The sequence below is a fragment of the Azoarcus sp. DN11 genome, assembly GCF_003628555.1.
In the GTDB taxonomy this organism is placed as follows: Bacteria; Pseudomonadota; Gammaproteobacteria; order Burkholderiales; family Rhodocyclaceae; genus Aromatoleum.
In genome coordinates, this window is sequence record NZ_CP021731.1 from 4,385,545 (window position 1) to 4,404,969 (window position 19,425).

The 19,425-nt window shown below is 66.8% G+C and carries 20 protein-coding genes and 1 pseudogene; 4 read left to right on the top strand and 17 right to left on the bottom strand.

Features of this window, described 5'->3' with window-relative positions; translation table 11 throughout:
• Window positions 1-16: 16 nt before the first annotated feature.
• The 5 genes and pseudogenes from CDA09_RS20355 to CDA09_RS20375 form a co-directional block, all read right to left on the bottom strand.
• A pseudogene (locus tag CDA09_RS20355) lies at window positions 17-2,190 on the bottom strand (type IV pilus secretin PilQ).
• The gene (locus CDA09_RS20360) at window positions 2,187-2,702 is read right to left on the bottom strand and encodes a pilus assembly protein PilP (RefSeq protein WP_121430313.1); all 516 of its coding nucleotides are present in this window, start codon (window positions 2,700-2,702) and stop codon (window positions 2,187-2,189) included. The pseudogene CDA09_RS20355 and the gene CDA09_RS20360 overlap by 4 nt, the downstream one beginning before the upstream one ends.
• Window positions 2,703-2,709: 7 nt before the next feature.
• Entirely contained in the window at window positions 2,710-3,378 is a 669-nt protein-coding gene (locus CDA09_RS20365) for a type IV pilus inner membrane component PilO (RefSeq protein ID WP_121430314.1), read from the bottom strand.
• Complete coding sequence (locus CDA09_RS20370) at window positions 3,375-3,947, bottom strand: PilN domain-containing protein (RefSeq protein WP_121430315.1); 573 nt, start codon at window positions 3,945-3,947, stop codon at window positions 3,375-3,377. Before CDA09_RS20370 ends, CDA09_RS20365 begins: the two co-directional genes overlap by 4 nt.
• Window positions 3,944-5,020: a pilus assembly protein PilM gene (locus CDA09_RS20375; protein ID WP_121430316.1), complete on the bottom strand. Its 1,077-nt coding sequence runs from the start codon at window positions 5,018-5,020 to the stop codon at window positions 3,944-3,946. The genes CDA09_RS20370 and CDA09_RS20375 overlap by 4 nt, the downstream gene beginning before the upstream one ends.
• Before the next feature lie 168 nt (window positions 5,021-5,188).
• On the opposite strand from CDA09_RS20375, the gene CDA09_RS20380 reads away from it, so the two are divergent.
• The gene (locus tag CDA09_RS20380) at window positions 5,189-7,552 is read left to right on the top strand and encodes a penicillin-binding protein 1A (protein WP_121430317.1); all 2,364 of its coding nucleotides are present in this window, start codon (window positions 5,189-5,191) and stop codon (window positions 7,550-7,552) included.
• Between the two features lie 25 nt (window positions 7,553-7,577).
• Here CDA09_RS20380 and cyaY read toward each other — a convergent pair whose 3' ends face one another.
• The gene (cyaY, locus tag CDA09_RS20385) at window positions 7,578-7,901 is read right to left on the bottom strand and encodes an iron donor protein CyaY (RefSeq protein ID WP_121430318.1); all 324 of its coding nucleotides are present in this window, start codon (window positions 7,899-7,901) and stop codon (window positions 7,578-7,580) included.
• Window positions 7,902-7,947: 46 nt separating this feature from the next.
• Here cyaY and lptM point away from each other — a divergent pair, with 46 nt between their 5' ends.
• The gene (gene lptM / locus CDA09_RS20390) at window positions 7,948-8,118 is read left to right on the top strand and encodes an LPS translocon maturation chaperone LptM (protein ID WP_121430959.1); all 171 of its coding nucleotides are present in this window, start codon (window positions 7,948-7,950) and stop codon (window positions 8,116-8,118) included.
• A complete protein-coding gene (gene lysA, locus CDA09_RS20395; RefSeq protein WP_121430319.1) occupies window positions 8,115-9,380 on the top strand; it encodes a diaminopimelate decarboxylase in 1,266 nt (421 codons plus the stop codon). Before lptM ends, lysA begins: the two co-directional genes overlap by 4 nt.
• Here lysA and CDA09_RS20400 read toward each other — a convergent pair.
• The 5 genes from CDA09_RS20400 to rfbB are packed head-to-tail and all read right to left on the bottom strand — an operon-like array spanning window position 9,353 to window position 13,111.
• Window positions 9,353-9,727, bottom strand: coding sequence for a hypothetical protein (locus CDA09_RS20400; RefSeq protein ID WP_121430320.1), 375 nt, complete (start codon window positions 9,725-9,727; stop codon window positions 9,353-9,355). The two genes, lysA and CDA09_RS20400, sit on opposite strands and share 28 nt — an antisense overlap.
• A 3-nt stretch (window positions 9,728-9,730) precedes the next feature.
• On the bottom strand, window positions 9,731-10,624 hold the full coding sequence (gene rfbD, locus CDA09_RS20405; RefSeq protein WP_121430321.1) for a dTDP-4-dehydrorhamnose reductase: 894 nt from the start codon (window positions 10,622-10,624) through the stop codon (window positions 9,731-9,733).
• On the bottom strand, window positions 10,621-11,166 hold the full coding sequence (rfbC, locus tag CDA09_RS20410; protein WP_121430322.1) for a dTDP-4-dehydrorhamnose 3,5-epimerase: 546 nt from the start codon (window positions 11,164-11,166) through the stop codon (window positions 10,621-10,623). The genes rfbD and rfbC overlap by 4 nt, the downstream gene beginning before the upstream one ends.
• Window positions 11,166-12,050: a glucose-1-phosphate thymidylyltransferase RfbA gene (rfbA, locus tag CDA09_RS20415; protein WP_121430323.1), complete on the bottom strand. Its 885-nt coding sequence runs from the start codon at window positions 12,048-12,050 to the stop codon at window positions 11,166-11,168. The genes rfbC and rfbA overlap by 1 nt, the downstream gene beginning before the upstream one ends.
• 2 nt (window positions 12,051-12,052) lie before the next feature.
• Window positions 12,053-13,111, bottom strand: coding sequence for a dTDP-glucose 4,6-dehydratase (rfbB, locus tag CDA09_RS20420; protein ID WP_121430324.1), 1,059 nt, complete (start codon window positions 13,109-13,111; stop codon window positions 12,053-12,055).
• Window positions 13,112-13,260: 149 nt separating this feature from the next.
• Here rfbB and dacB point away from each other — a divergent pair, with 149 nt between their 5' ends.
• Window positions 13,261-14,703 (top strand): D-alanyl-D-alanine carboxypeptidase/D-alanyl-D-alanine endopeptidase, encoded by a 1,443-nt coding sequence (dacB, locus tag CDA09_RS20425; protein WP_121430960.1) that lies wholly within the window; start codon window positions 13,261-13,263, stop codon window positions 14,701-14,703.
• A gap of 19 nt (window positions 14,704-14,722) precedes the next feature.
• Here dacB and CDA09_RS20430 read toward each other — a convergent pair whose 3' ends face one another.
• The 6 genes from CDA09_RS20430 to CDA09_RS20455 all read right to left on the bottom strand — a co-directional run bounded on the left by CDA09_RS20430 (window position 14,723) and on the right by CDA09_RS20455 (window position 19,390).
• On the bottom strand, window positions 14,723-15,136 hold the full coding sequence (locus CDA09_RS20430; RefSeq protein WP_121430325.1) for a DUF4870 family protein: 414 nt from the start codon (window positions 15,134-15,136) through the stop codon (window positions 14,723-14,725).
• Between the two features lie 35 nt (window positions 15,137-15,171).
• A complete protein-coding gene (ubiD, locus tag CDA09_RS20435; RefSeq protein WP_121430326.1) occupies window positions 15,172-16,662 on the bottom strand; it encodes a 4-hydroxy-3-polyprenylbenzoate decarboxylase in 1,491 nt (496 codons plus the stop codon).
• A gap of 17 nt (window positions 16,663-16,679) precedes the next feature.
• Complete coding sequence (gene pyrF / locus CDA09_RS20440; RefSeq protein WP_121430327.1) at window positions 16,680-17,495, bottom strand: orotidine-5'-phosphate decarboxylase; 816 nt, start codon at window positions 17,493-17,495, stop codon at window positions 16,680-16,682.
• Between the two features lie 128 nt (window positions 17,496-17,623).
• Window positions 17,624-17,869 (bottom strand): PA2433 domain-containing protein, encoded by a 246-nt coding sequence (locus tag CDA09_RS20445; protein ID WP_121430328.1) that lies wholly within the window; start codon window positions 17,867-17,869, stop codon window positions 17,624-17,626.
• Between the two features lie 79 nt (window positions 17,870-17,948).
• Window positions 17,949-18,836, bottom strand: a complete 888-nt coding sequence (ubiA, locus tag CDA09_RS20450; protein WP_502697078.1) for a 4-hydroxybenzoate octaprenyltransferase — start codon at window positions 18,834-18,836, stop codon at window positions 17,949-17,951.
• A complete protein-coding gene (locus tag CDA09_RS20455) occupies window positions 18,833-19,390 on the bottom strand; it encodes a chorismate--pyruvate lyase family protein (RefSeq protein WP_121430329.1) in 558 nt (185 codons plus the stop codon). The genes ubiA and CDA09_RS20455 overlap by 4 nt, the downstream gene beginning before the upstream one ends.
• Window positions 19,391-19,425 lie beyond the last annotated feature (35 nt).

The following is a 19,425-nucleotide window of genomic DNA, read 5'->3' on the forward strand; positions in this document are numbered from 1 at the left end:
CTCGCCCGTCTGCGGATCACTTGAGCGTCAGGGCGTCGGACACGATGCGCGGCGTCAGGAAGACCAGCAGCTCGCGACGCGCCGATTGCGTCTTGGTCGAACGGAACAGCGCACCCAGGTAAGGGATCTCGCCCAGCAGCGGAACGCGATCGACGTTGCTTGTCTCTTCTTCCTCGAACACGCCACCGATCACGACGGTGCCGCCGTTCTCGACCATTACCTCGGTGGTCACGCTCTTCTTGTCGATCGGCGGATTGCCCAGGATGCTGCGCGAGAAGTCCGCCCGATCCTTGCTCACTTCCACCTTCAGCTGCACCCGGCCGTCGGGCGTGATCTGCGGGCGAACCTTGAGCATGAGTACCGCGTCCTTGAAGCTGACGGTAGGCGGCTCCGTGCCACTCGACGGCGTGACGTACGGAATCTCCTGACCCTGCTTGATCGTCGCCTCGACCTGGTTGGCCGTCAGGATGCGCGGGCTGGATACGACACGGCCGCGGCCATCCGACTCGAGCGCCGCCAGTTCAAGGTTCAGGAAGCGAGTAAGGGACTTGTTGAAGAGAGTCAGGTTCAGGGAACCGAACGGATTGTTCGGCAGGAAGCCCTTGCCGCTCACGGCGTCCTCGCCGACGCGCTGGATGATGGTGTTGATCGGCGCGTTGGCGGTGGTGTTGATCGCACCGGTAGCCGGGTTGACGCTGCTGAACTCGGACGAGCCGAAACCGATCCGGCCTCCTTCCCCAAGGCCCCGCGCACGACGGTCGCCATAACCGAGCCGGACGCCCAGGTCGCGGGCGAAATCCTTGTTCGCCTCGACGACGCGCGCTTCGATCATGACCTGGCGCGGCGCGACGTCGATTTCCTTGATGAGGCTCGCCACCGCCGCAAGACGATTTGCGACATCGGTGACAAACAGCCGGTTGCTGCGCTCATCGACGACGACGCTGCCGCGCTTCGACAGCAAGGTCTGGTCCTTGCTCTTCAGGAAGGTGAAGATTTCCTTCGATTTGTGATAATTGATCAGGAAACTCTCGGTCTGCAGCGGCTCGAGGTCACCGATCTGCGCCTTGGCTTCGAGCTGCAACTTCTCGCGCGTGGCGAGTTCCTCGCTGGGCGCGATCCAGATAACGTTACCGGATTTGCGCATGTCCAGACCCTTGGCCTGCAGGATGATGTCGAGCGCCTGGTCCCACGGCACATCCTTCAGACGCAAGGTCAGATTGCCCTGTACCGAATCGCTGGTGATGATGTTGAAGTTCGTGAAATCGGCGATGACCTGCAGCACCGAACGGACGTCGATGTTCTGGAAATTCAGCGAGAGCTTCTCGCCCTTGTACTGGCCACGGGCAGCCCCCTGGACCAGCTTGTTCGGATCCTCGACGACGCGACGCACCTCCAGCACGAACTGGTTGTCGCTCTGGTAGGCGTTGTGTTCCCACTTGCCATTGGGCGTCACCACCAGGCGGACGTTATCGCCCTGCTGCTGCGCGGTCATGGACGTCACCGGCGTGGCGAAATCGGTGACATCGGAGCGGCGGCGCAGATGTTCCGGCAGCGAGGTCTTCAGGAATTCGACCACGAGATTGCCGCCCTGCTGCCTGATGTCGATGCCCGCATCGGGATTGGCAAGCTGCACGACCACACGCCCCTCGCCGTCCTTGCCGCGACGGAAATTGATGTCGCGGATGCTGCTGCCGTCGACGGCCGCCGCGTCACGCTTGGGCGCCGCGAAATTGGCCATTGCCTGCGACACCGGCGTCGTCGTGGCACCGGCAGCGGCCGCGCCACCGAGGGATATGATGACGTCGCGGCCTTCGATGCGCGACTCGAAGGGCGTCACCCTGGAGACGTTCAGCACCAGCCGCGTACGGTCCCCGGACTGGACGATGTTTGCGCTGCGCAGATCGCCCTGGTCGATTGTCTGCACGTTCCGCCCCAGACCGTTGGTCGTGCCGGGAAAATCGAACGCGATCCTGGCGGGATTCGCAACGCTGAAACTCGCCGGAGGCGCGGCGAGGGGCTCCTTGAGCGTGAGCTTCAGGTGCACCTGCCCCCCTGCTGCAACACCTCCAGGTTTTCAATGCGATTGGTCGCGGCCTGGCTTGCAGGTGCCGTCTGGGCAAGTACGGCGGCGCCGGGAACAGCCAGGGTGAACGCCGCGACAAGCAGCGCAATCATGCGTTTGTTGTTCATTTCCGTGCCTCCTGCTGGTCCTGCAGCAGCAATGTGCTGATGCGCTCGACCCAATCGCCGTTCATGTCCTCGACCAGTTCCTTGAGGGTGACTTCGGATTCCGTGATCGCGGTCACCAGTCCGAAATTCTGGCCCATGTAGTTGCCGACCCTGACCTGATGGAGGTTCTGGTCGGCCTTCACCAGCGCGTGCACCTTCCCTTTCTGCTTGATCACGCCGACGAGTTGCAGGGATTCGAGCGGATAGGTTTCGAGGGGCTCGCGCCGACGGTCGAGGTCGGGGCCGCCGCGGCGGGATGTCTTGGTTTCGGGCTCGATGCGGCCCGGCACGAAGGGGTCGGAGGCGCCTTCGGCTTCATACTTCACGACCGGGAGGGGCTTCATTTCGGGCAAGGGCTTGATCGTTCCGGTCATGCCTTTTTCCTGCTCGGCCATCCACCCCTGGATGTCCTCCTGGTCGCTGGAGCAGGCCGCCAGGAGGAGCGCGCTTGCAAGTATCAGAAGGCGTTTCATGGCGTTTTCACTTGCCTCCCTTTGTCTTCGCAGCCTTTTCCTGCGCTCGCTTCTGCGCCAGTTCCTCTTCGTCGAGATAACGATAGGTGATGGCCTTGGCCTCGAGCTTGAGCATGCCGTCCTTCTGCGCCTCGATCGCAACATTGTCGAGCGTGACGATACGCGGCATGCGTGCGACGTCCTCCGCAAATGCGCCGAGGTCGTTGTAGGCACCGACGATGCGTACATCGATCGGCATCTCCGCGTAGAAATCCTTGACCACATCGACGCCGGGCTTGAACAGGTCGAACTGCAGGCCACGGCCGACGCCCGCCTGGTTGATGTCGGAGAGCAGCGAGTCCATTTCAGCCCGGTTGGGCAACTGTTTCAGCAGTGCCCCGAACTGGCGGTCGATCTCTTCCAGCTGCAGCTTGTACGCATCGAGGTTCACCGCCTGCGCCTTCTTGTTCCGCCAGTCCTCGCGCAACTGCGCTTCTTCGGCCACGCGCTGATCGAGCAGCGAGACCTGATCGCGCCAGTCGAACCACCAGGCCAGGGCAAGTACGGCGGCGAGCAGGGCGACGAACACCGCGATGCGCGGCGCGAGGGGCCAGGCGCCCGGATCGTTGGGATCGAGCCCCTTGAAATCCTGCAAAAGGCGCTCGAAGTCGATACTCTGGAGTTTGCCGAGCTTCATTTCCTGGCCCCTTGATCGCCTTCGGCCTTGGGCGCCTCGATGCTGATATTCAGCGAGAAGTCGCTGACCCGGCGCTTGTTGACGGACGCGGCCTTGACCTCGACGAGGGCGGGATTCGCGAGCCAGGGCGATTCGTCGAGGCTGCGCATCAGCGCCGACACGCGCGAATTGGACTGCGAGTAGCCGAGCAGCGCGATCTTCGGCCCCGTCTGCTTGATGGAGCGCAGATACACCCCGTCGGGAACGCGCCGGGCGAACTCGTTCATGATGTTCACCGCCTGCATGCGCGTCGTCTGCAGGGACTCGATCACCTGCTTGCGCGCAAGCAGGGCGTCGATCTGCTCACGCAGGCGCTTGATCTCGGCGATCTGCGTATCGAGCTTGGCAATCTCACTCTTGAGGAAGTCGTTGCGACGCTCCTGGTGTTCGACGTAGCCGGCAATGACGGTATGCACGAGCACGCCGATGAGCAGGCCGGCAACAACCATTGCGCCGGACACGACATAGAACTGCTGGCGCCGTTCGCGGCGCTTGAGTTCGCGATGGGGCAGCAGGTTGATTCGAATCATGAATCGAATCTCCGGAGCGCCAGACCGCAGGCCACCATCAGCGACGGGGCATCGGCCAGCAGGTTCTTGGGTCGCACACGCGACGACAGCGACATCCCGGCGAAGGGATTCGCGACGATGGCCGGGACCTGGGTGCGGCCCGCGACGACATCCGACAGACCGGGCATCACCGAGCACCCGCCCGCAAGGACGATGTGGTCGACCTGGTTGTACTGGGTGGAAGTGAAGAAGAACTGCAGCGCCCGCGATACCTCGAGCGCGAGGCTGTCCATGAACGGCCGCATCAGGTCGCGCTCGTAATCCTCGGGCAGGCCACCGGTGCGCTTTGCGGCTTCGGCGTCCTCGACGCTCATGCCGTACTGCCGCGCGATTTCCTGCGTGAGCTGCATCCCGCCGAAGGCCTGCTCGCGCGCATAGAGCTGCTGGCCGTTGCGCAGGACGCTGACGTTCATGACGTTGGCGCCGACGTCGATCACCGCAACGATCTTGTCCGCGCCGCCGCCCGGCAACTGCCTGGAGACGAGTTCGAATGCCGCCTCGGCGGCGAACGATTCCACGTCCATCACGACCGCCTTGAGGCCGGCGGACTCGACCACCGCCACGCGGTCCTCGACCTTTTCCTTGCGGGAAGCGGCGATCAGGACCTCGACCTCCTCCGGGCTGCCCGGCGACGGACCGACGATCTGGAAGTCGAGATTGACTTCGTCAAGGGCAAAAGGAATGTACTGGCTCGCCTCCGACTCGACCTGAAGCTCCATTTCCTGATCGCGCAGGCCGCCCGGAAGAATCATCTTCTTGGTGATGACCGCGGACGCGGGAAGCGCCACGGCGACCTGCTTGATGCCCCCGCCCATGCGGCGTACGGCACGCATCACCGCATCGCTCACGCCTTCGAGGTTGGCGATGTTGCCGTCGACGACGGCGTCGCGAGGCAGGGATTCAATGGCGTAGCGCTCGATGCGGTACGCACCCTTTTCGCCCTCCGCGAGCTCGACCATCTTCACCGATGAAGATGAGATATCGAGCCCAACCAGCTGGCGCGCCCTAGGGCGAAAGAGGGAGATGTCGATCACAAAGAAAATCCTTAAATTTCTTTATGTTAGGCGCCGATACTGAATAAGCTTGTGAGATGCTAGCAACAAAATGTTGCAGGTGTAAAGCCGGGTACCGGAGGGGCGTTTTTGAGGCGTCCGGCGGGGACCCGTATAATTACGCTCCCGCTCTTTCTTTCTGGACTCCCGATGCGCTGGGTTTTCTACCCTCTCGCGGCACTCGTCGCCCTCGTCATCCTCGGCATGGCGACCGTTGCAGCGATCTCTGCATTCGCATGGCCGAACCTGCCATCACTGGACGTATTGACGGACTACCGCCCCAAGATTCCGCTCCGAGTATACACGTCAGATGGATATCTACTTGGGGAATTCGGCGAGGAGCGTCGCGTCGTCGCAACAATGAGTGAAGTGCCTGAGATCCTCAAGCAGGCCATCCTTGCGGCGGAAGACGAGCGCTTCTACGAACACCCCGGAATCGATGTGATCGGCATAGCCCGCGCGGCGGTCGCGAACGTCGTGTCGGGCGGACGCGGCCAGGGGGCGTCGACGATCACGATGCAGGTCGCCCGCAACTTCTTCCTCACGCGGGAGAAGACCTTCAACCGGAAGCTCTACGAGATCCTGCTGGCCTTGAAGATCGAACGCAGCCTGAGCAAGGATCAGATCTTCGAGCTGTACATCAACCAGATTTACCTCGGCCAGCGCGCCTACGGCTTCTCGGCAGCGGCGCGCGCCTACTTCGACAAGCCGCTGAAGGACCTCACCGTGGCCGAAGCGGCGATGCTTGCCGGACTGCCGAAGGCCCCGTCGGCCTACAACCCGATTGCAAACCCGCGCCGGGCGACGCTGCGCCAGCAGTACGTGCTGCGTCGCATGGTGGAGGCCGGCTTCATCGACGAGAAGACCTTCGAGGCCGCCCGAGCGGAACCGCTGGCGCTCGCAAACGGCCGTTCGGCGTCGAGCCCGCTGCGCGGCGACTATGTTGCAGAAATGGCGCGACAGCTTGCCGTCGAGCAGTTCGGCGAGCAGGCGTACGATACCGGCATCCGCATCATCACGACGGTGACGCGTGACGACCAGCAGGCAGCCTACAAGGCCGTCCGCCAGGGCGTGATGGATTACGACCGACGCCATGGCTACCGCGGCCCCGAAGGTTTCGTGGACCTGGGCAGCGCGAACAAGGGCGACGACGAGCACTTCGACGAACTGCTGTCCGACGTGACCGACTACGACGACCTGCTGGCGGCGCTGGTGCTCGATGCGTCGCCGAAATCGGTCACCGTCTATCGCCACGGCGAGACGCTGAAGATCACCGGTACGGGACTGAGCTTTGCCGCCCCGATGCTCAACGAGCGCGCGCCGCAGGCGCGGCGGGTGCGGCGCGGGGCGATCGTGCGCATCCGCGATCTCGGCGACAAGGGCTGGGAGATCGCGCAACTGCCGGATGTCGAGGCGGCGCTGGTCGCGATCGATTCGAACACCGGCGCGGTCCGGGCGCTGATCGGCGGCTTCGACTTCAACCGCAGCAAGTTCAACCACGTGACCCAGGCGCTGCGCCAGCCGGGTTCGAGCTTCAAGCCCTTCATCTATTCCGCGGCGCTGGAGCGCGGCTACTCGCCGAGCAGCGTCGAGGACGACGCCCCGCTGTTCTTCCCCGCGGGGATCACCGGCAGCAAGGATTGGGAGCCGAAGAACTACGACGGCAAGTACGAAGGCCCGATGACACTGCGGGACGGGCTCGCGCGGTCGAAGAACATGATCTCGATCCGCGTGCTGCGCGCGATCACGCCGACCTACGCGCAGGACTACATCACGCGCTTCGGCTTCGACGCGGCCCAGCATCCGCCCTATCTGACGATGGCACTGGGTGCCGGAACGGCGACGCCGTGGCAGATGGCGACCGGCTATGCGGTTTTCGCCAACGGCGGCTACCGGGTCGAGCCCTATGTCGTGAAGGAGATGATCGATGGCCAAGGGCATGTGGTCGCGAAAGTCGACCCGCCGGTGGCGGGCGACAGTGCGCCGCGCGTGATCGATCCGCGCAATGCGTGGCTGATGAGCTCGATGATGCAGGACGTGGTCCGGCGCGGCACGGCGACGCGGGCGTTGGTGCTCAAGCGCGGCGACCTCGCCGGCAAGACGGGGACGACCAACGATTACGTGGATGCGTGGTTCGCCGGCTACAACCCGGACCTGGTCGCGGTGAGCTGGCTCGGGCACGATCAGCCGCGCAACCTGGGGCGCGGGGAGACCGGCGGCACGGCAGCCCTGCCGATGTGGGTGAACTTCATGCGCACAGCCCTGAAGGGCTCGCCGGAGAAATTCCCGCCGCGCCCGGACGGGCTGCTGGCCGTGAATACCGGCTCGGGGCGCGAGGAATTCATCTACAAGGAAAACCTGCCGACCGAACCCATCGTGGTTCCCGCCGGCATCGAGAACCTGCCGCCGCCGTCCGAGGCGCCTGACGACGCGCCGGCGCCGACCCAGGCCCGGGCCAGTGCGGCGCCGGCGCCGGTCGTCGAGCGCGTGCCGACGCCGATCCGGCGGCCGTAACGGCCGCCGACGGAGAAGCCGACGATCAGCCGGCAGTCACCTCGACAGGGCTGCCGGACTGCTGGCTGACGAGCTGCGAGAGTAGCTCGTAGAGTTCGGTGCCACTGCGGGTCGCGACCCAGCGTCCGGCGTCGTGGCGGCAGTGGAAGCCGCCCGATTTGGCGGCGACCCAGATCTCGCGGGCGGCGGAATGGCGGTTGATGACCATCTTGCTGCCGTTCTCGAATTCGATTTCCAGCACGCCGCCGGGCATGGTCTCGATGTCCAGCTCGGCCCCGCAGGCTTCGAGCGCAGCTTCGATCCGCGCGAGCTCGGCCTCGGCCAGCGCGTTGAACGCCGATTCTTCCATGTTCTCTCCTTCTGTTAGGATTTCCGTTTTTTCGACTGACGACACCATGCGATCCATTCCGACCGCTGCCGCGTTGTGCTGCGCCCTGGCCCTGAGCGGCTGCGGGATCAAGGGGCCGCTCTACCTGCCCCAGGTTCCGCCCGCATCGGCCAAGGCGACCCCACCCGCCGCCGTCGATCATAGCAAAGCCCCCACTGCTCCCGCCGACTCCCGATGACTTCCCGATTCCCGATTCCGACCCTGACCGAGGGCAGCAACGGTCTTCAGCTTGAACAGGTCGCGCTGGCCACGATCGCTGCGCAATACGGTACGCCTGTCTATGTCTATTCGCGGCGCGCCCTGACCGACGCCTTCGCGGCCTACCGCGAGGCGCTGGCCGGCCGGCACGGTTTCGTCTGCTATGCCGTGAAGGCCAATTCGAATCTCGGCGTGCTGTCGGTGTTCGCGCAGCTGGGCGCGGGTTTCGACATCGTCTCGGGCGGCGAACTCGCGCGGGTGCTGGCGGCCGGCGGCGACGCGGGCAAGGTGGTGTTCTCGGGCGTGGGCAAGAGCCGCGACGAGATGCGTCAGGCGCTGAGCGCGGGGATCCGCTGCTTCAATGTCGAATCGGAAGCCGAGATCGATCGCCTCAACGAGGTCGCGGGAGAGCTCGGCAAGGTCGCCCCGATCGCGTTCCGCGTCAATCCGGATGTCGACCCCAAGACCCATCCCTACATCTCGACGGGACTCAAGAACAACAAGTTCGGCGTCGCGATCGATGCGGCGGCGGACCTGTATCGCCGTGCGGCGAGCCTGCCGCATCTGCGCGTGAGCGGGGTGGCGTGCCATATCGGCTCGCAGCTGCTCGACCCCGCGCCGATCGCGGAAGCCGCCGGCAAGCTGCTCGCGCTCGTCGACCGCCTTGCCGCCGACGGCATCGAGCTCGATCACATCGACCTGGGCGGCGGCCTCGGGATCCGCTATCGCGACGAGCAGCCGCCGACGGTTGCGGAATACCTCGCGCCGCTGCTGAAGCTGTTCGAGGGCCGCAAGGAGGAGTTGAGCTTCGAGCCGGGCCGCTCGCTGGTCGGGAATGCGGGCCTGCTGCTCACGCGCATCGAGTACCTGAAGCCGGGCGAGGAGAAGAATTTCGCGATCGTCGATGCGGCGATGAACGATCTCGCGCGCCCGGCGCTGTACGACGCCTACCATGAGGCGGTCGCGGTGCTGCCGCGCCCGCTTGCCGCGGTGAAGACTTACGAGGTCGTTGGGCCGATCTGCGAGAGCGGCGACTTTCTCGCGCACGACCGCGAACTGGCGGTCGAGGCGGGCGATCTGGTCGCGCTGCTGTCGGCCGGCGCCTACGGCATGGCGATGAGCTCGAATTACAACACGCGACCGCGCGCGGCCGAGGTGATGGTGGATGGCGAGCGCACCTGCCTGATCCGTCGGCGCGAGACGGTCGAGTCGCTCTACGCGCTCGAATCGCCGTTGAGCTGAACCCGCGGGCCGACGCCCTTCCCTTCGGCCTGCGCCTCTTCGATAAGGGCGCGACCGAAAGCTTTCCAGGCCGAGCCGCCGTGCGTATGCACACCGGTGTCGGCACTCTCTTCCATGACGCGCAGCATCAGCACGCTCAGCGCGAAGAGTTCGCCGCGTGCGCGCAGACGCGGATCCGGGTCGGCGAGCAGGGCCCGGGTGTGCTCGGGCCCACCTTCGAGCGCCTCGCGCGCGAGCTTGCGCAGGCGCACCCGGTTGTCCCAGTCGAGGTCGAGCAGGATGCCGCGCTTGAGGATCTCGCGCTCGAGCTCGCAGGCGTCGCGGGCGAAATGCTCGAATCCGCTCATGGCTCAGCGTGCAATGTCTTCGAGGCAGCGACGCAGGGCGTCCTGCCAGGGCGGCATGGCGATGCCGAAGCGCGCCGCGAGCCGGTCGGCCGTGAGGCGGGAGTTGGCCGGGCGTGCAGCCGGCGTCGGATAGGCCGACGCGGGGATCGGCTCGACGCTCGTGACCTTGAGAGCGAGTTCCGGCAACGCACTGCGGGCACTGGCGAAGATCGCCTCGGCAAAGCCGTGCCAGTTCGTCTCGCCGGCGGAGGTGAGATTGAAGACGCCCGACGCGAAGGCCCCCTCGCGCCGTTCGCGCTGTGCGCCGACGACGATGTGGGCAGTGGCGTCGGCGATGTTGCGCGCCCAGGTCGGTGCGCCGTGCTGGTCGGCGACGACGCGCAGCGCTTCGCGCTCGGCGCCGAGGCGCAGCATCGTGCGCACGAAGTTGCCGCCGCGCGCGGCGAACACCCAGGTGGTGCGCAGGATCAGATGGTCGCAGCCGGAGGCGCGGATCGCCTCTTCGCCGGCGAGCTTGCTGCGGCCGTAGGCGTTGACCGGGGCGACGGGGTCGTCTTCGGTGTAGGGGCCGGATTTGGTGCCGTCGAACACATAGTCGGTCGAGTAGTGGATCAGCAGCGCGCCGGCCGCCTTCGCGGCGCGGGCGAGTTCGCCGGGGGCGGTGCCGTTGATCGTGGTCGCGAGGGCTTCCTCGGATTCGGCCTTGTCGACGGCCGTGTACGCGGCGGCGTTGACGATGACGTCGGGGGAATGTTCGGCGATGAGCGCGGCGAGCGTCTCGGGGCGCGAGAGGTCGCAGCGGCGACGGTCGAGCGCGACGACTTCGCCGAGCGGCATCAGGGCGCGCGCAAGTTCCCAACCGACCTGGCCGTTGGCGCCGGTGACGAGCAGTTTCATTCGAATACCTCGCATTCGGCGAGGGGTTTGCCCTCGCGGTCTTTCGCCGACAGTTGCGGTTCGCTCGCGAGCGGCCACTCGACGCCGACGGAGGGGTCGTTCCAGGCGAGGCAGCGTTCGTGTTCCGGCGCGTAGTAGTCGGTGGTCTTGTAGAGGAAGTCCGCAGATTCGGACAGCACGACGAAGCCGTGCGCGAAGCCGGGCGGGATCCACAGCTGGCGGTGGTTGTCCTCGGTGAGTTCGGTGCCCGTCCAGCGACCGAAAGTCGGCGAACGGCGGCGCAGGTCGACGGCGACGTCGAACACCGCGCCCCGCACGACGCGCACGAGTTTGCCCTGCGGCTGGCGGATCTGGTAATGCAGGCCGCGCAACACGCCACGGGCCGAGCGCGAGTGGTTGTCCTGCACGAACGCTTCGTCGAGACCGGTTGCGTCGCGGAAGACGCGGGCGTTGAAGCTCTCGAAGAAGAAGCCGCGCGCGTCGCCGAACACCTTCGGTTCGATGATCAGGACGTCGGGGATGGCGGTCGGGAGGGCCTGCATCAGAACACCCGCTCTTCGAGAAGGCGCAGCAGGTACTGGCCGTAGCCGTTCTTCGCGAGCGGCCGGGCGAGGTCGGTGAGTTGCGCGGCATCGATCCAGCCCGCGCGCCAGGCGATCTCCTCGGGACAGGCAATCTTCAATCCCTGGCGCTTTTCGATCGTCTGGATGAAGAGGCCCGCTTCGAGCAGGCTCTCGTGGGTGCCGGTGTCGAGCCAGGCGTGGCCGCGGCCCATGACCTGCACGTCGAGCGCGCCGGCGTCGAGGTAATGGCGATTGACGTCGGTGATCTCGAGTTCGCCGCGCGGACTGGGCTTGACGCCGCGGGTGATGTCGACGACGCGTTCGTCATAGAAATAGAGGCCGGTGACAGCGTAGCGGCTCTTCGGCTTCGCGGGCTTTTCCTCGATGCTGACGGCGCGCCCCCGGGCATCGAATTCGACGACGCCGTAGCGCTCCGGGTCATTCACCGGGTAGGCGAACACGGTCGCGCCGTGCACGCGCTGGCTGGCCTGCCGGAGGTCGTCGGCGATCTCGTGGCCGTAGAACAGGTTGTCGCCGAGCACGAGCGCCGAGGGGCCGCCGGCGATGAAGTCCTCGCCGATCAGGAAGGCCTGCGCGAGGCCGTCCGGGCTGGGCTGCACCGCATATTGCAGGCGCAGACCCCAGCGGCTGCCGTCGCCGAGGAGCTGCTCGAAGCGCGGGGTATCCTGCGGCGTGGAGATGATGAGGATGTCGCGGATGCCCGCGAGCATCAGGGTGCTGAGGGGATAGTAGATCATCGGCTTGTCGTACACCGGCAGCAGCTGCTTCGACACGGCGAGCGTCGCCGGATGCAGGCGGGTGCCGGAACCGCCGGCGAGGATGATGCCCTTGCGTGCGCTCATGTTCAGCGTTCTCCGTAGTTGCGCGCGACCCATTCGCGGTAGGCGCCGCTTTGCACGTGCGCGACCCAGTCCTGGTTCGCGAGGTACCACTCGACGGTCTTGCGGATGCCCGTGTCGAAGGTTTCGGCCGGGCGCCAGCCCAGTTCGCGCTCGATCTTGCGCGCGTCGATCGCGTAGCGGCGGTCGTGGCCGGGGCGGTCGGTGACGTAGGTGATGAGGCGCGCGTGCGGGCCGGCGGGGTCGGGGCGCACCTCGTCGAGGAGCGCGCAGACGGTGTGCACGATCTCGAGGTTGGGTTTCTCGTTCCAGCCGCCGACGTTGTAGGTCTCGCCAAGCCGGCCGCGTGCGAGGACTTCGCGGATCGCGGCGCAGTGGTCGCCGACGTACAGCCAGTCACGCACGTTGCGGCCGTCGCCATAGACGGGCAGCGGCTTGCCCGTGAGCGCGTTGGCGATCATCAGCGGGATGAGCTTTTCGGGGAACTGGTAGGGGCCGTAGTTGTTCGAGCAGTTGGTCGTGAGCACCGGCAGGCCGTAGGTGTGGTGCCAGGCGCGCACGAGGTGGTCGGAGGCGGCCTTGCTCGCGGAGTACGGGCTGTTGGGCTCGTAGGCTTTGGTCTCGGCGAAGGGCGGGTCGTTCGGGGCGAGCGAGCCGTAAACCTCGTCGGTGGAGACGTGCAGGAAGCGGAAATCGGCCTTCTCGGCACCGTCGAGCGCCGACCAGTACGCGCGGGCGGCTTCGAGCAGCGTGAACGTGCCTTCGACGTTGGTGCGGACGAAGGCCGCGGGGCCGTGGATCGAGCGGTCGACGTGGCTTTCGGCGGCGAAATGGACGATGGCGCGCGGCCGCTGTTCGGCGAGCAGGCGGTCGATGAGCGCGCGGTCGCAGATGTCGCCCTGCACGAAGACGTGGCGGGAGTCATCCTGCAGCGCTGCGAGGTTTTCGAGGTTGCCCGCGTAAGTCAGCGCGTCGAGGTTGAGCACCGGCTCGTCACTGGCGCGCAGCCAGTCGAGCACGAAATTGGCGCCGATGAAGCCTGCACCGCCCGTCACCAGAATCATCAAACCCCCTTCTGCGGGATTCGCCCGGCACGCCAGGGCGTAAAATGCCGATCCGATCGGGATCGCGAAACGTGGGATTGTATCGCGCCCGGATAACGCCGCGCGATCGACCCGAGGACCGCATGTTGCCCGATATTGACGACCATCTCATGACGGCGCGCCGCCTGGTGCGCGCCTGCGCGGGCCTGTTGCTCGCCGTGCTGCTCGGTTCGGCGAGTGCCGCCGGGCTCCCGGCGCCGGTGCAGCAGGCGCTCGACGCCGCGCACGTGCCCGCCGACAGCGTCGCCGTGTGGGTGCAGGCGGTCGATGCCCCGAAGCCGCAGTTGCAGCGCAATGGCGAGCGGCCGATGAACCCCGCGTCGGTGATGAAGATCGTCACCGCCTTCGCCGCGCTGGACCGGCTCGGGCCGGCCTTCACCTGGACGACGCGGGTGGCGAGCGACGGACCGGTCGCGGCCGGCGTGCTGGACGGCAACCTGTACCTGACGGGCGGTGCCGACCCGATGCTGAGCCACGAGCGGCTGGAGCGGCTGCTGCGCCAGGTCCGCGCGCTGGGCATCACGACGGTGCGCGGCGACATCGTGCTCGACGGTTCGGCGCTCGCGCTGCCGCCACACGATCCGGCGGCCTTCGACGGGCGGGCGCTGCGGCCGTACAACAGCGGCGCCTACGGCCTGCTGATGCACTTCAATACTTTGCAGCTGCGCCTCGTGCCAGCCACGGAAGGCCAACTGGTGGGGCTCGCGCCTTATCCGAGCCTGACGGGGGTCGACATCGACAACCGCATCCGGACCGCGCCGGGCCCCTGCGGCGTGTGGTACGGGAATTTGGAGGCGGCGCTGGAAGCGGGCCCGACAGGATCGCGCCTGGTGCTGTCGGGCAGCCTGCCGGCGAGCTGCGGGCAGCGCGACTGGGCGACGGCGCCGCTGTCGCCGGAAGCCTTCGGGCGGGCGCTGATCACGGCGCTGTGGGCGGAACTGGGCGGCAAGGTCGAAGGCGCGGTGCGCAGCGGCGTGACGCCGGGCAGCGCGGCGACGCTCGTCACCGAGACTTCGCCACCGCTCGCCGAGGTGGTGCATGAGATGAACAAGTGGTCGAGCAACGTGATCGCGCGCCAGTTGCTCGCAACGCTGGGCCGGGAAAGCGGTGCAAGCCTGGACATGGTCGCGGGCGGTGCGGAGGCCCTGCGTGCCCGGCTCGACGCGGACGGGGTCGCGACGGCGGGACTCGTGATCGAGAACGGCTCGGGCCTGTCGCGCATCGAGCGGGTGAGCGCACGTACGCTCGCGGAGATCCTGCTCGCGGCGTGGCGGCGCCCCTTCATGCCGGAGTTCATGGCGGCGCTGCCGATCGCCGGCGAGGACGGCACGGCACGCGGGCGCCTGAACGACAGTCCGGCGCGCGGCTACGCCCACATCAAGACGGGCTCGATCAACGGCGTGAAGTCCTTCGCCGGCTACGTGCTGGACCGGAACGGCCGGCGCCATGCGGTCGTTATGCTCGTGAACCACGCCGAGGCTGGTGCGACCCAGGCCGCGCAGGACGCGCTGCTGGAATGGGTCTGGGCAACCGGCGGCACGCCGGAGAAGTGACGGGCGGCGCGGCGGCGCGTCAGGCTTCCGGCATCGGCATGACGCTGCGGTCGAGCAGGTTGAGCCAGCCGCGGATGACGCGGTAGATGATCCACAGGGTCGCGACGCCGATCAACACGAGGGCGAAGGGGATGCCGATGAGGGTGAAAACCATCCCCACGGCGACGAAGATCCACAGCAGCGCGAACCAGAAGGTGCGGATCTGCCAGCGGAAGTGGCTTTCCAGCCAGGTGCCGCGCACGGCGCTGCGCTTCATGTAGTTGAGCACCACGGCGAGGATCGACGGCAGGCTCGCCACGAAGCTGCCGATGACCGTCGCGGAGCCGACAATGCCGGAGACGACCGCGAAGGCGTGGAGCGCGTAGATGACATGCGCGAGGGTGACGAGGCCGTCGAGGTCGGCGGGGACGCTGTCGCTGCGGTAGTCGGGCATCGCTCGCTCCGTGTGATCGGTGTATCGGGTGGGGCTTACAGGCCGAGATCGGCCCACATCGCGTCGACGCGCTGCCTGACGGCGGCATCCATCACGATCGGGCGACCCCATTCGCGGTTCGTTTCGCCCGGCCACTTGTTGGTTGCATCCAGCCCCATCTTGCTGCCGAGGCTCGCGACCGGGCTGGCGAAATCGAGGTAGTCGATCGGCGTGTTGTCGACCATCACGGTGTCGCGCGTGGCGTCGACGCGGGTGGTCATCGCCCAGATCACTTCCTTCCAGTCGCGGATGTTCACGTCATCATCCACGACGATGATGAACTTCGTGTACATGAACTGGCGCAGGAAGCTCCAGATACCGAACATCACGCGCTTGGCGTGACCGGGGTACTGCTTGCGGATGCTGACGACCGCGAGCCGGTAGGAGCAGCCTTCGGGCGGCAGGTAGAAGTCGATGATCTCGGGGAACTGCTTCTGCAGCAGCGGCACAAAGACTTCGTTGAGCGCGACGCCGAGCATCGCCGGTTCGTCGGGCGGCTTGCCGGTGTAGGTCGAGTGGTAGATCGGGTCACGACGCATCGTGATGCGCTCGATCGTGAACACCGGGAAGTCGGAGACTTCGTTGTAGTAGCCGGTGTGGTCGCCGTAGGGACCTTCGGGCGCCATATCGTTCGGATGGATCACGCCTTCGAGCACGATCTCGGCCGAGGCCGGCACCTGCAGGTCGGAGCCGAGGCATTGCACGAGCTCGGTTTTCGCGCCACGCAGCAGGCCCGCGAACTGGTATTCGGACAGCGTGTCCGGCACCGGCGTGACGGCACCGAGGATGGTCGCGGGATCGCAGCCGAGCACGACGGCGACCTTGAAGGGTTCGCCCGGATGCGCGAGCTGGTGTTCGCGGAAGTCCAGCGCGCCACCGCGGTGCGCGAGCCAGCGCATGATGACGCGGTTGGGCCCGAGCACCTGCTGACGATAGATGCCGAGATTCTGGCGCTTCTTGCCGGGGCCCCGCGTGACGACGAGGCCCCAGGTGATCAGCGGCGCGACGTCGCCGGGCCAGCAGTGCTGGATCGGGAGCTTCGCGAGGTCGACGTCGGCGCCTTCCCAGATGACTTCCTGGCAGGGGGCGGAGCGCACTTCCTTCGGCGACATGTTGAGCACCTGGCGGAAGGCCGGGAACTTCTCCCACGCATCCTTGAGCCCCCTGGGCGGCTCGGGCTCCTTGAGGAACGCGAGGAGCTTGCCGACTTCGCGCAGCGGCGTCCGCCAGTCGCCGTCGGTGAGTTCCTCGCCCATGCCCAGCGCAACCCGCTCGGGCGTGCCGAAGAGGTTCGCGAGCACCGGCATCGATTGCGGCGCGCCGCGCGTGACGGGCTTTTCGAACAGCAGCGCGGGGCCGCCGGCGCGCAGCACGCGGTCGGCGATCTCGGTCATCTCGAGGTGGGTATCGACAGGAATGCTGATGCGCTTGAGCTCGCCGCGCTGTTCGAGCTGGGCGATGAAGTCGCGGAGGTCGTGGTAACGCATGAAGGGGTCTGGCAGGCTCAGCGGTGGGCGTTGATCGCGTCGCGCGTCTCGAGGGCGGCGCGGCGTGCGGCGTCGGCGTAGTCCTCGCCGTTGCCGGCATAGAGGATCGCGCGCGAGGAGTTGATCATCAGGCCGGTGCCGTTCGCGGTGCGCCCCGCGTGCATCGTCGCGCCGATGTCGCCGCCCTGGGCGCCGATGCCGGGCACCAGCAGCGGCATGTCGCCGGTGAGTTCGCGCACGCGGGCGATCTCGTTCGGGAAGGTCGCGCCGACGACGAGGCCGAGGTTGCCGCTCGCGTTCCATTCGGTCGCGACGAGGCGCGCGACGCGCTCGAAGAGGCGCTCGCCGCCGCCGACGTCGAGGAACTGCAGGTCGCTGCCGCCGGGATTCGAGGTGCGGCACAGCAGGATCACGCCCTTGTCGGCGTATTCCAGGTAAGGCTCGACGGAGTCGCGGCCCATGTAGGGATTGACGGTGATCGCGTCGGCACGGAAGCGCTCGAAGGCTTCGACGGCGTACTGGCTCGCGGTGCTGCCGATGTCGCCGCGCTTGGCGTCGAGAATCACCGGGATGTCCGGGTGGCGCGCGTGGATGTGGTCGATCAGCGCTTCGAGCTGGTCTTCGGCGCGCTGCGCGGCGAAGTAGGCGATCTGCGGCTTGAAGCTGCACACGAGGTCGGCGGTGGCGTCGACGATGCCCTTGCAGAATTCGAGGATCGTATCGGGGCGGCCCTGCAGGTGAGCGGGGAAGCGCCCGGGATCGGGGTCGAGGCCGACGCACAGCAGGCTGTCGCGGCTCTGCCAGGCGGCCCGGAGGGCGGTCATGAAATGCATGGAGGCGTCCAGTTGGGTTCGGGGCGAATGATAAGCCGGATGACGCGTGCGCGCCCTCCCCCGCATTCCTCCCCGCACAAAAACAACGGGCCGCACGATGGCGGCCCGCTTCGCCGGGATCGACCCGCTTACATGATCTTGAGGATCTTCATCGCCTTCCCGAGCGTATCGACCGATTCCTGATGCTTGCCGGCCTTGTGCAGGGCCTCGCCGTCGGCACGCAGCTTCTTCACTTCCGCCATCTGCTCGGCGGACAGGGCGGGGTTCTTCGCCATCGCGTCATCGATCTTTTTCATGTCCGCGGGACAATGCATCGCGAACGCACTGCCGGACAAAGCCATCACGAACAGGCCTGAAATAAGGCTTTTCTTCATCTTGGTCTCCTAGGGGAATATGCCGCGGTTGATCCGCGTGTTACTTCGACCGCATTGGACCCGGTCGGTTCACCCTAGCTCAGATGGCGGGAAACACAATGTAATCAACCACGATACCGGCAAAAATGCTCGCACCTACCCAGTTGTTGTGCAGGAAGGCCTTGAAGCATGGGGCGCGCTCGCGGCCGCGGATCAGCGTGTAGTGGTAGCCGGCGATGCCGCAGGCCCCGAGCAGGCCGGCGAAGTAGAACGCGCCCCGCCCTGCGGCCAGGCCGACGGCGGCGAACAGCGCGAACGCGATCGCATAGCACAGCATCACGGCAGCGACGTCGAAGCGGCCGAAGGTGATCGCAGAAGTCTTTATGCCGATCTTGAGGTCGTCGGGGCGGTCCACCATCGCGTATTCGGTGTCGTAGGCGACGGTCCAGAAGATGTTGCCGACGAGCAGCCACCAGGCGACCGCAGGCACCCCGCCCTGCACCGCGGCGAACCCCATCGGAATGCCGAAGCCGAACGCGATGCCGAGGTAGGCCTGCGGGATCGCGAAGAAGCGCTTCATGAACGGATAGCTGGCGGCGAGGAAGAGCGCCGGCAGCGACAGCCATAACACGATCGGCCGCAGCGGCAGGATCAGGAGGAAGGAGACGATCGAGAGGGCGGTCGCGAGCAGCAGCGCCTCGCGGATGCCGATGACGCGCGTCGCCAGCGGGCGGTTCTTCGTGCGCTCGACATGGCCGTCGAAGTCGCGGTCGGCGTAGTCGTTGATGACGCAGCCGGCCGAACGCATCAGCACCGTGCCCAGCGTGAAGATCACGATCAGGTGCAGCGGCGGGAAGCCGTCGGCGGCGAGCCACAGCGCCCACAGCGTCGGCCACATCAGCAGCAGGATGCCGATCGGCTTGTCGAGGCGCATCAGCCGCAGGTAGATGGGCAGGCGGGCGGACAGGGGGAGCGGCGCAGACATCATTCGGGCAGGTCCAGGATCGTGGGCAGGAAGGCTTCGCTGACGAGCAGCGCGCGGCCGTGCAGGCGGAACAGCGAACGACGCGCCCACACGCGGGGCGGCATCGCCATCGGTGCGACCGCGGCGGAAGCGAGATGATAGCGCGCGTCGCGGCGGTCGACACAGGCGCAGGTGAGCGCGCGGCGGCTGATCGCCGGGTCGGCGAAGAGCGCCGCGCCGAGCGGCCGCGCGCCCATGCCGTGGAACAGGTTCCACGCGCCGCGCACGTTCGCCCGCGGCAGCAGCGAGCGCGCGAACACGACCGGCACGCCGTCGGCGATCAGCAGGACTTCGCGGAGCCACGCGAGTTCGCCACGGCGCAGGCCGAGCAGCGTCGCTTCGTCGCGATGCGGCGCGGCGAGGCGCTGGCGCAGCACGCGCACCGAGAACCTGCCGCAGCGTGCACGGATGCGCGCGGTGAGCGAGGCGGGATCGGTGAGCCAGGGGCGCAGCGTGCGGGAGACGGTCGCGCGCGGCGGGCGCTTCAGCCAGGTTTCGCGGTGGGGACGGGTGCGCATGGAACGCGCATGATACCGGTCGCGCGACGCCTGCC

Coding starts and splice junctions, on each gene's coding strand:
- lptM (WP_121430959.1), top strand. CDS start 7,948: ATGCGATCCATTCCGACCGCTGCCGCGTTGTGCTGCGCCCTGGCCCTG.
- rfbB (WP_121430324.1), bottom strand. CDS start 13,111: ATGATTCTGGTGACGGGCGGTGCAGGCTTCATCGGCGCCAATTTCGTG.
- CDA09_RS20365 (WP_121430314.1), bottom strand. CDS start 3,378: ATGAAGCTCGGCAAACTCCAGAGTATCGACTTCGAGCGCCTTTTGCAG.
- CDA09_RS20400 (WP_121430320.1), bottom strand. CDS start 9,727: ATGAGCGGATTCGAGCATTTCGCCCGCGACGCCTGCGAGCTCGAGCGC.
- CDA09_RS20445 (WP_121430328.1), bottom strand. CDS start 17,869: ATGAAGAAAAGCCTTATTTCAGGCCTGTTCGTGATGGCTTTGTCCGGC.
- dacB (WP_121430960.1), top strand. CDS start 13,261: ATGACGGCGCGCCGCCTGGTGCGCGCCTGCGCGGGCCTGTTGCTCGCC.
- pyrF (WP_121430327.1), bottom strand. CDS start 17,495: ATGCATTTCATGACCGCCCTCCGGGCCGCCTGGCAGAGCCGCGACAGC.
- lysA (WP_121430319.1), top strand. CDS start 8,115: ATGACTTCCCGATTCCCGATTCCGACCCTGACCGAGGGCAGCAACGGT.
- CDA09_RS20380 (WP_121430317.1), top strand. CDS start 5,189: ATGCGCTGGGTTTTCTACCCTCTCGCGGCACTCGTCGCCCTCGTCATC.
- rfbD (WP_121430321.1), bottom strand. CDS start 10,624: ATGAAACTGCTCGTCACCGGCGCCAACGGCCAGGTCGGTTGGGAACTT.
- ubiA (WP_502697078.1), bottom strand. CDS start 18,836: ATGATGTCTGCGCCGCTCCCCCTGTCCGCCCGCCTGCCCATCTACCTG.
- CDA09_RS20430 (WP_121430325.1), bottom strand. CDS start 15,136: ATGCCCGACTACCGCAGCGACAGCGTCCCCGCCGACCTCGACGGCCTC.
- rfbC (WP_121430322.1), bottom strand. CDS start 11,166: ATGCAGGCCCTCCCGACCGCCATCCCCGACGTCCTGATCATCGAACCG.
- CDA09_RS20360 (WP_121430313.1), bottom strand. CDS start 2,702: ATGAAACGCCTTCTGATACTTGCAAGCGCGCTCCTCCTGGCGGCCTGC.
- ubiD (WP_121430326.1), bottom strand. CDS start 16,662: ATGCGTTACCACGACCTCCGCGACTTCATCGCCCAGCTCGAACAGCGC.
- CDA09_RS20370 (WP_121430315.1), bottom strand. CDS start 3,947: ATGATTCGAATCAACCTGCTGCCCCATCGCGAACTCAAGCGCCGCGAA.
- cyaY (WP_121430318.1), bottom strand. CDS start 7,901: ATGGAAGAATCGGCGTTCAACGCGCTGGCCGAGGCCGAGCTCGCGCGG.
- CDA09_RS20455 (WP_121430329.1), bottom strand. CDS start 19,390: ATGCGCACCCGTCCCCACCGCGAAACCTGGCTGAAGCGCCCGCCGCGC.
- rfbA (WP_121430323.1), bottom strand. CDS start 12,050: ATGAGCGCACGCAAGGGCATCATCCTCGCCGGCGGTTCCGGCACCCGC.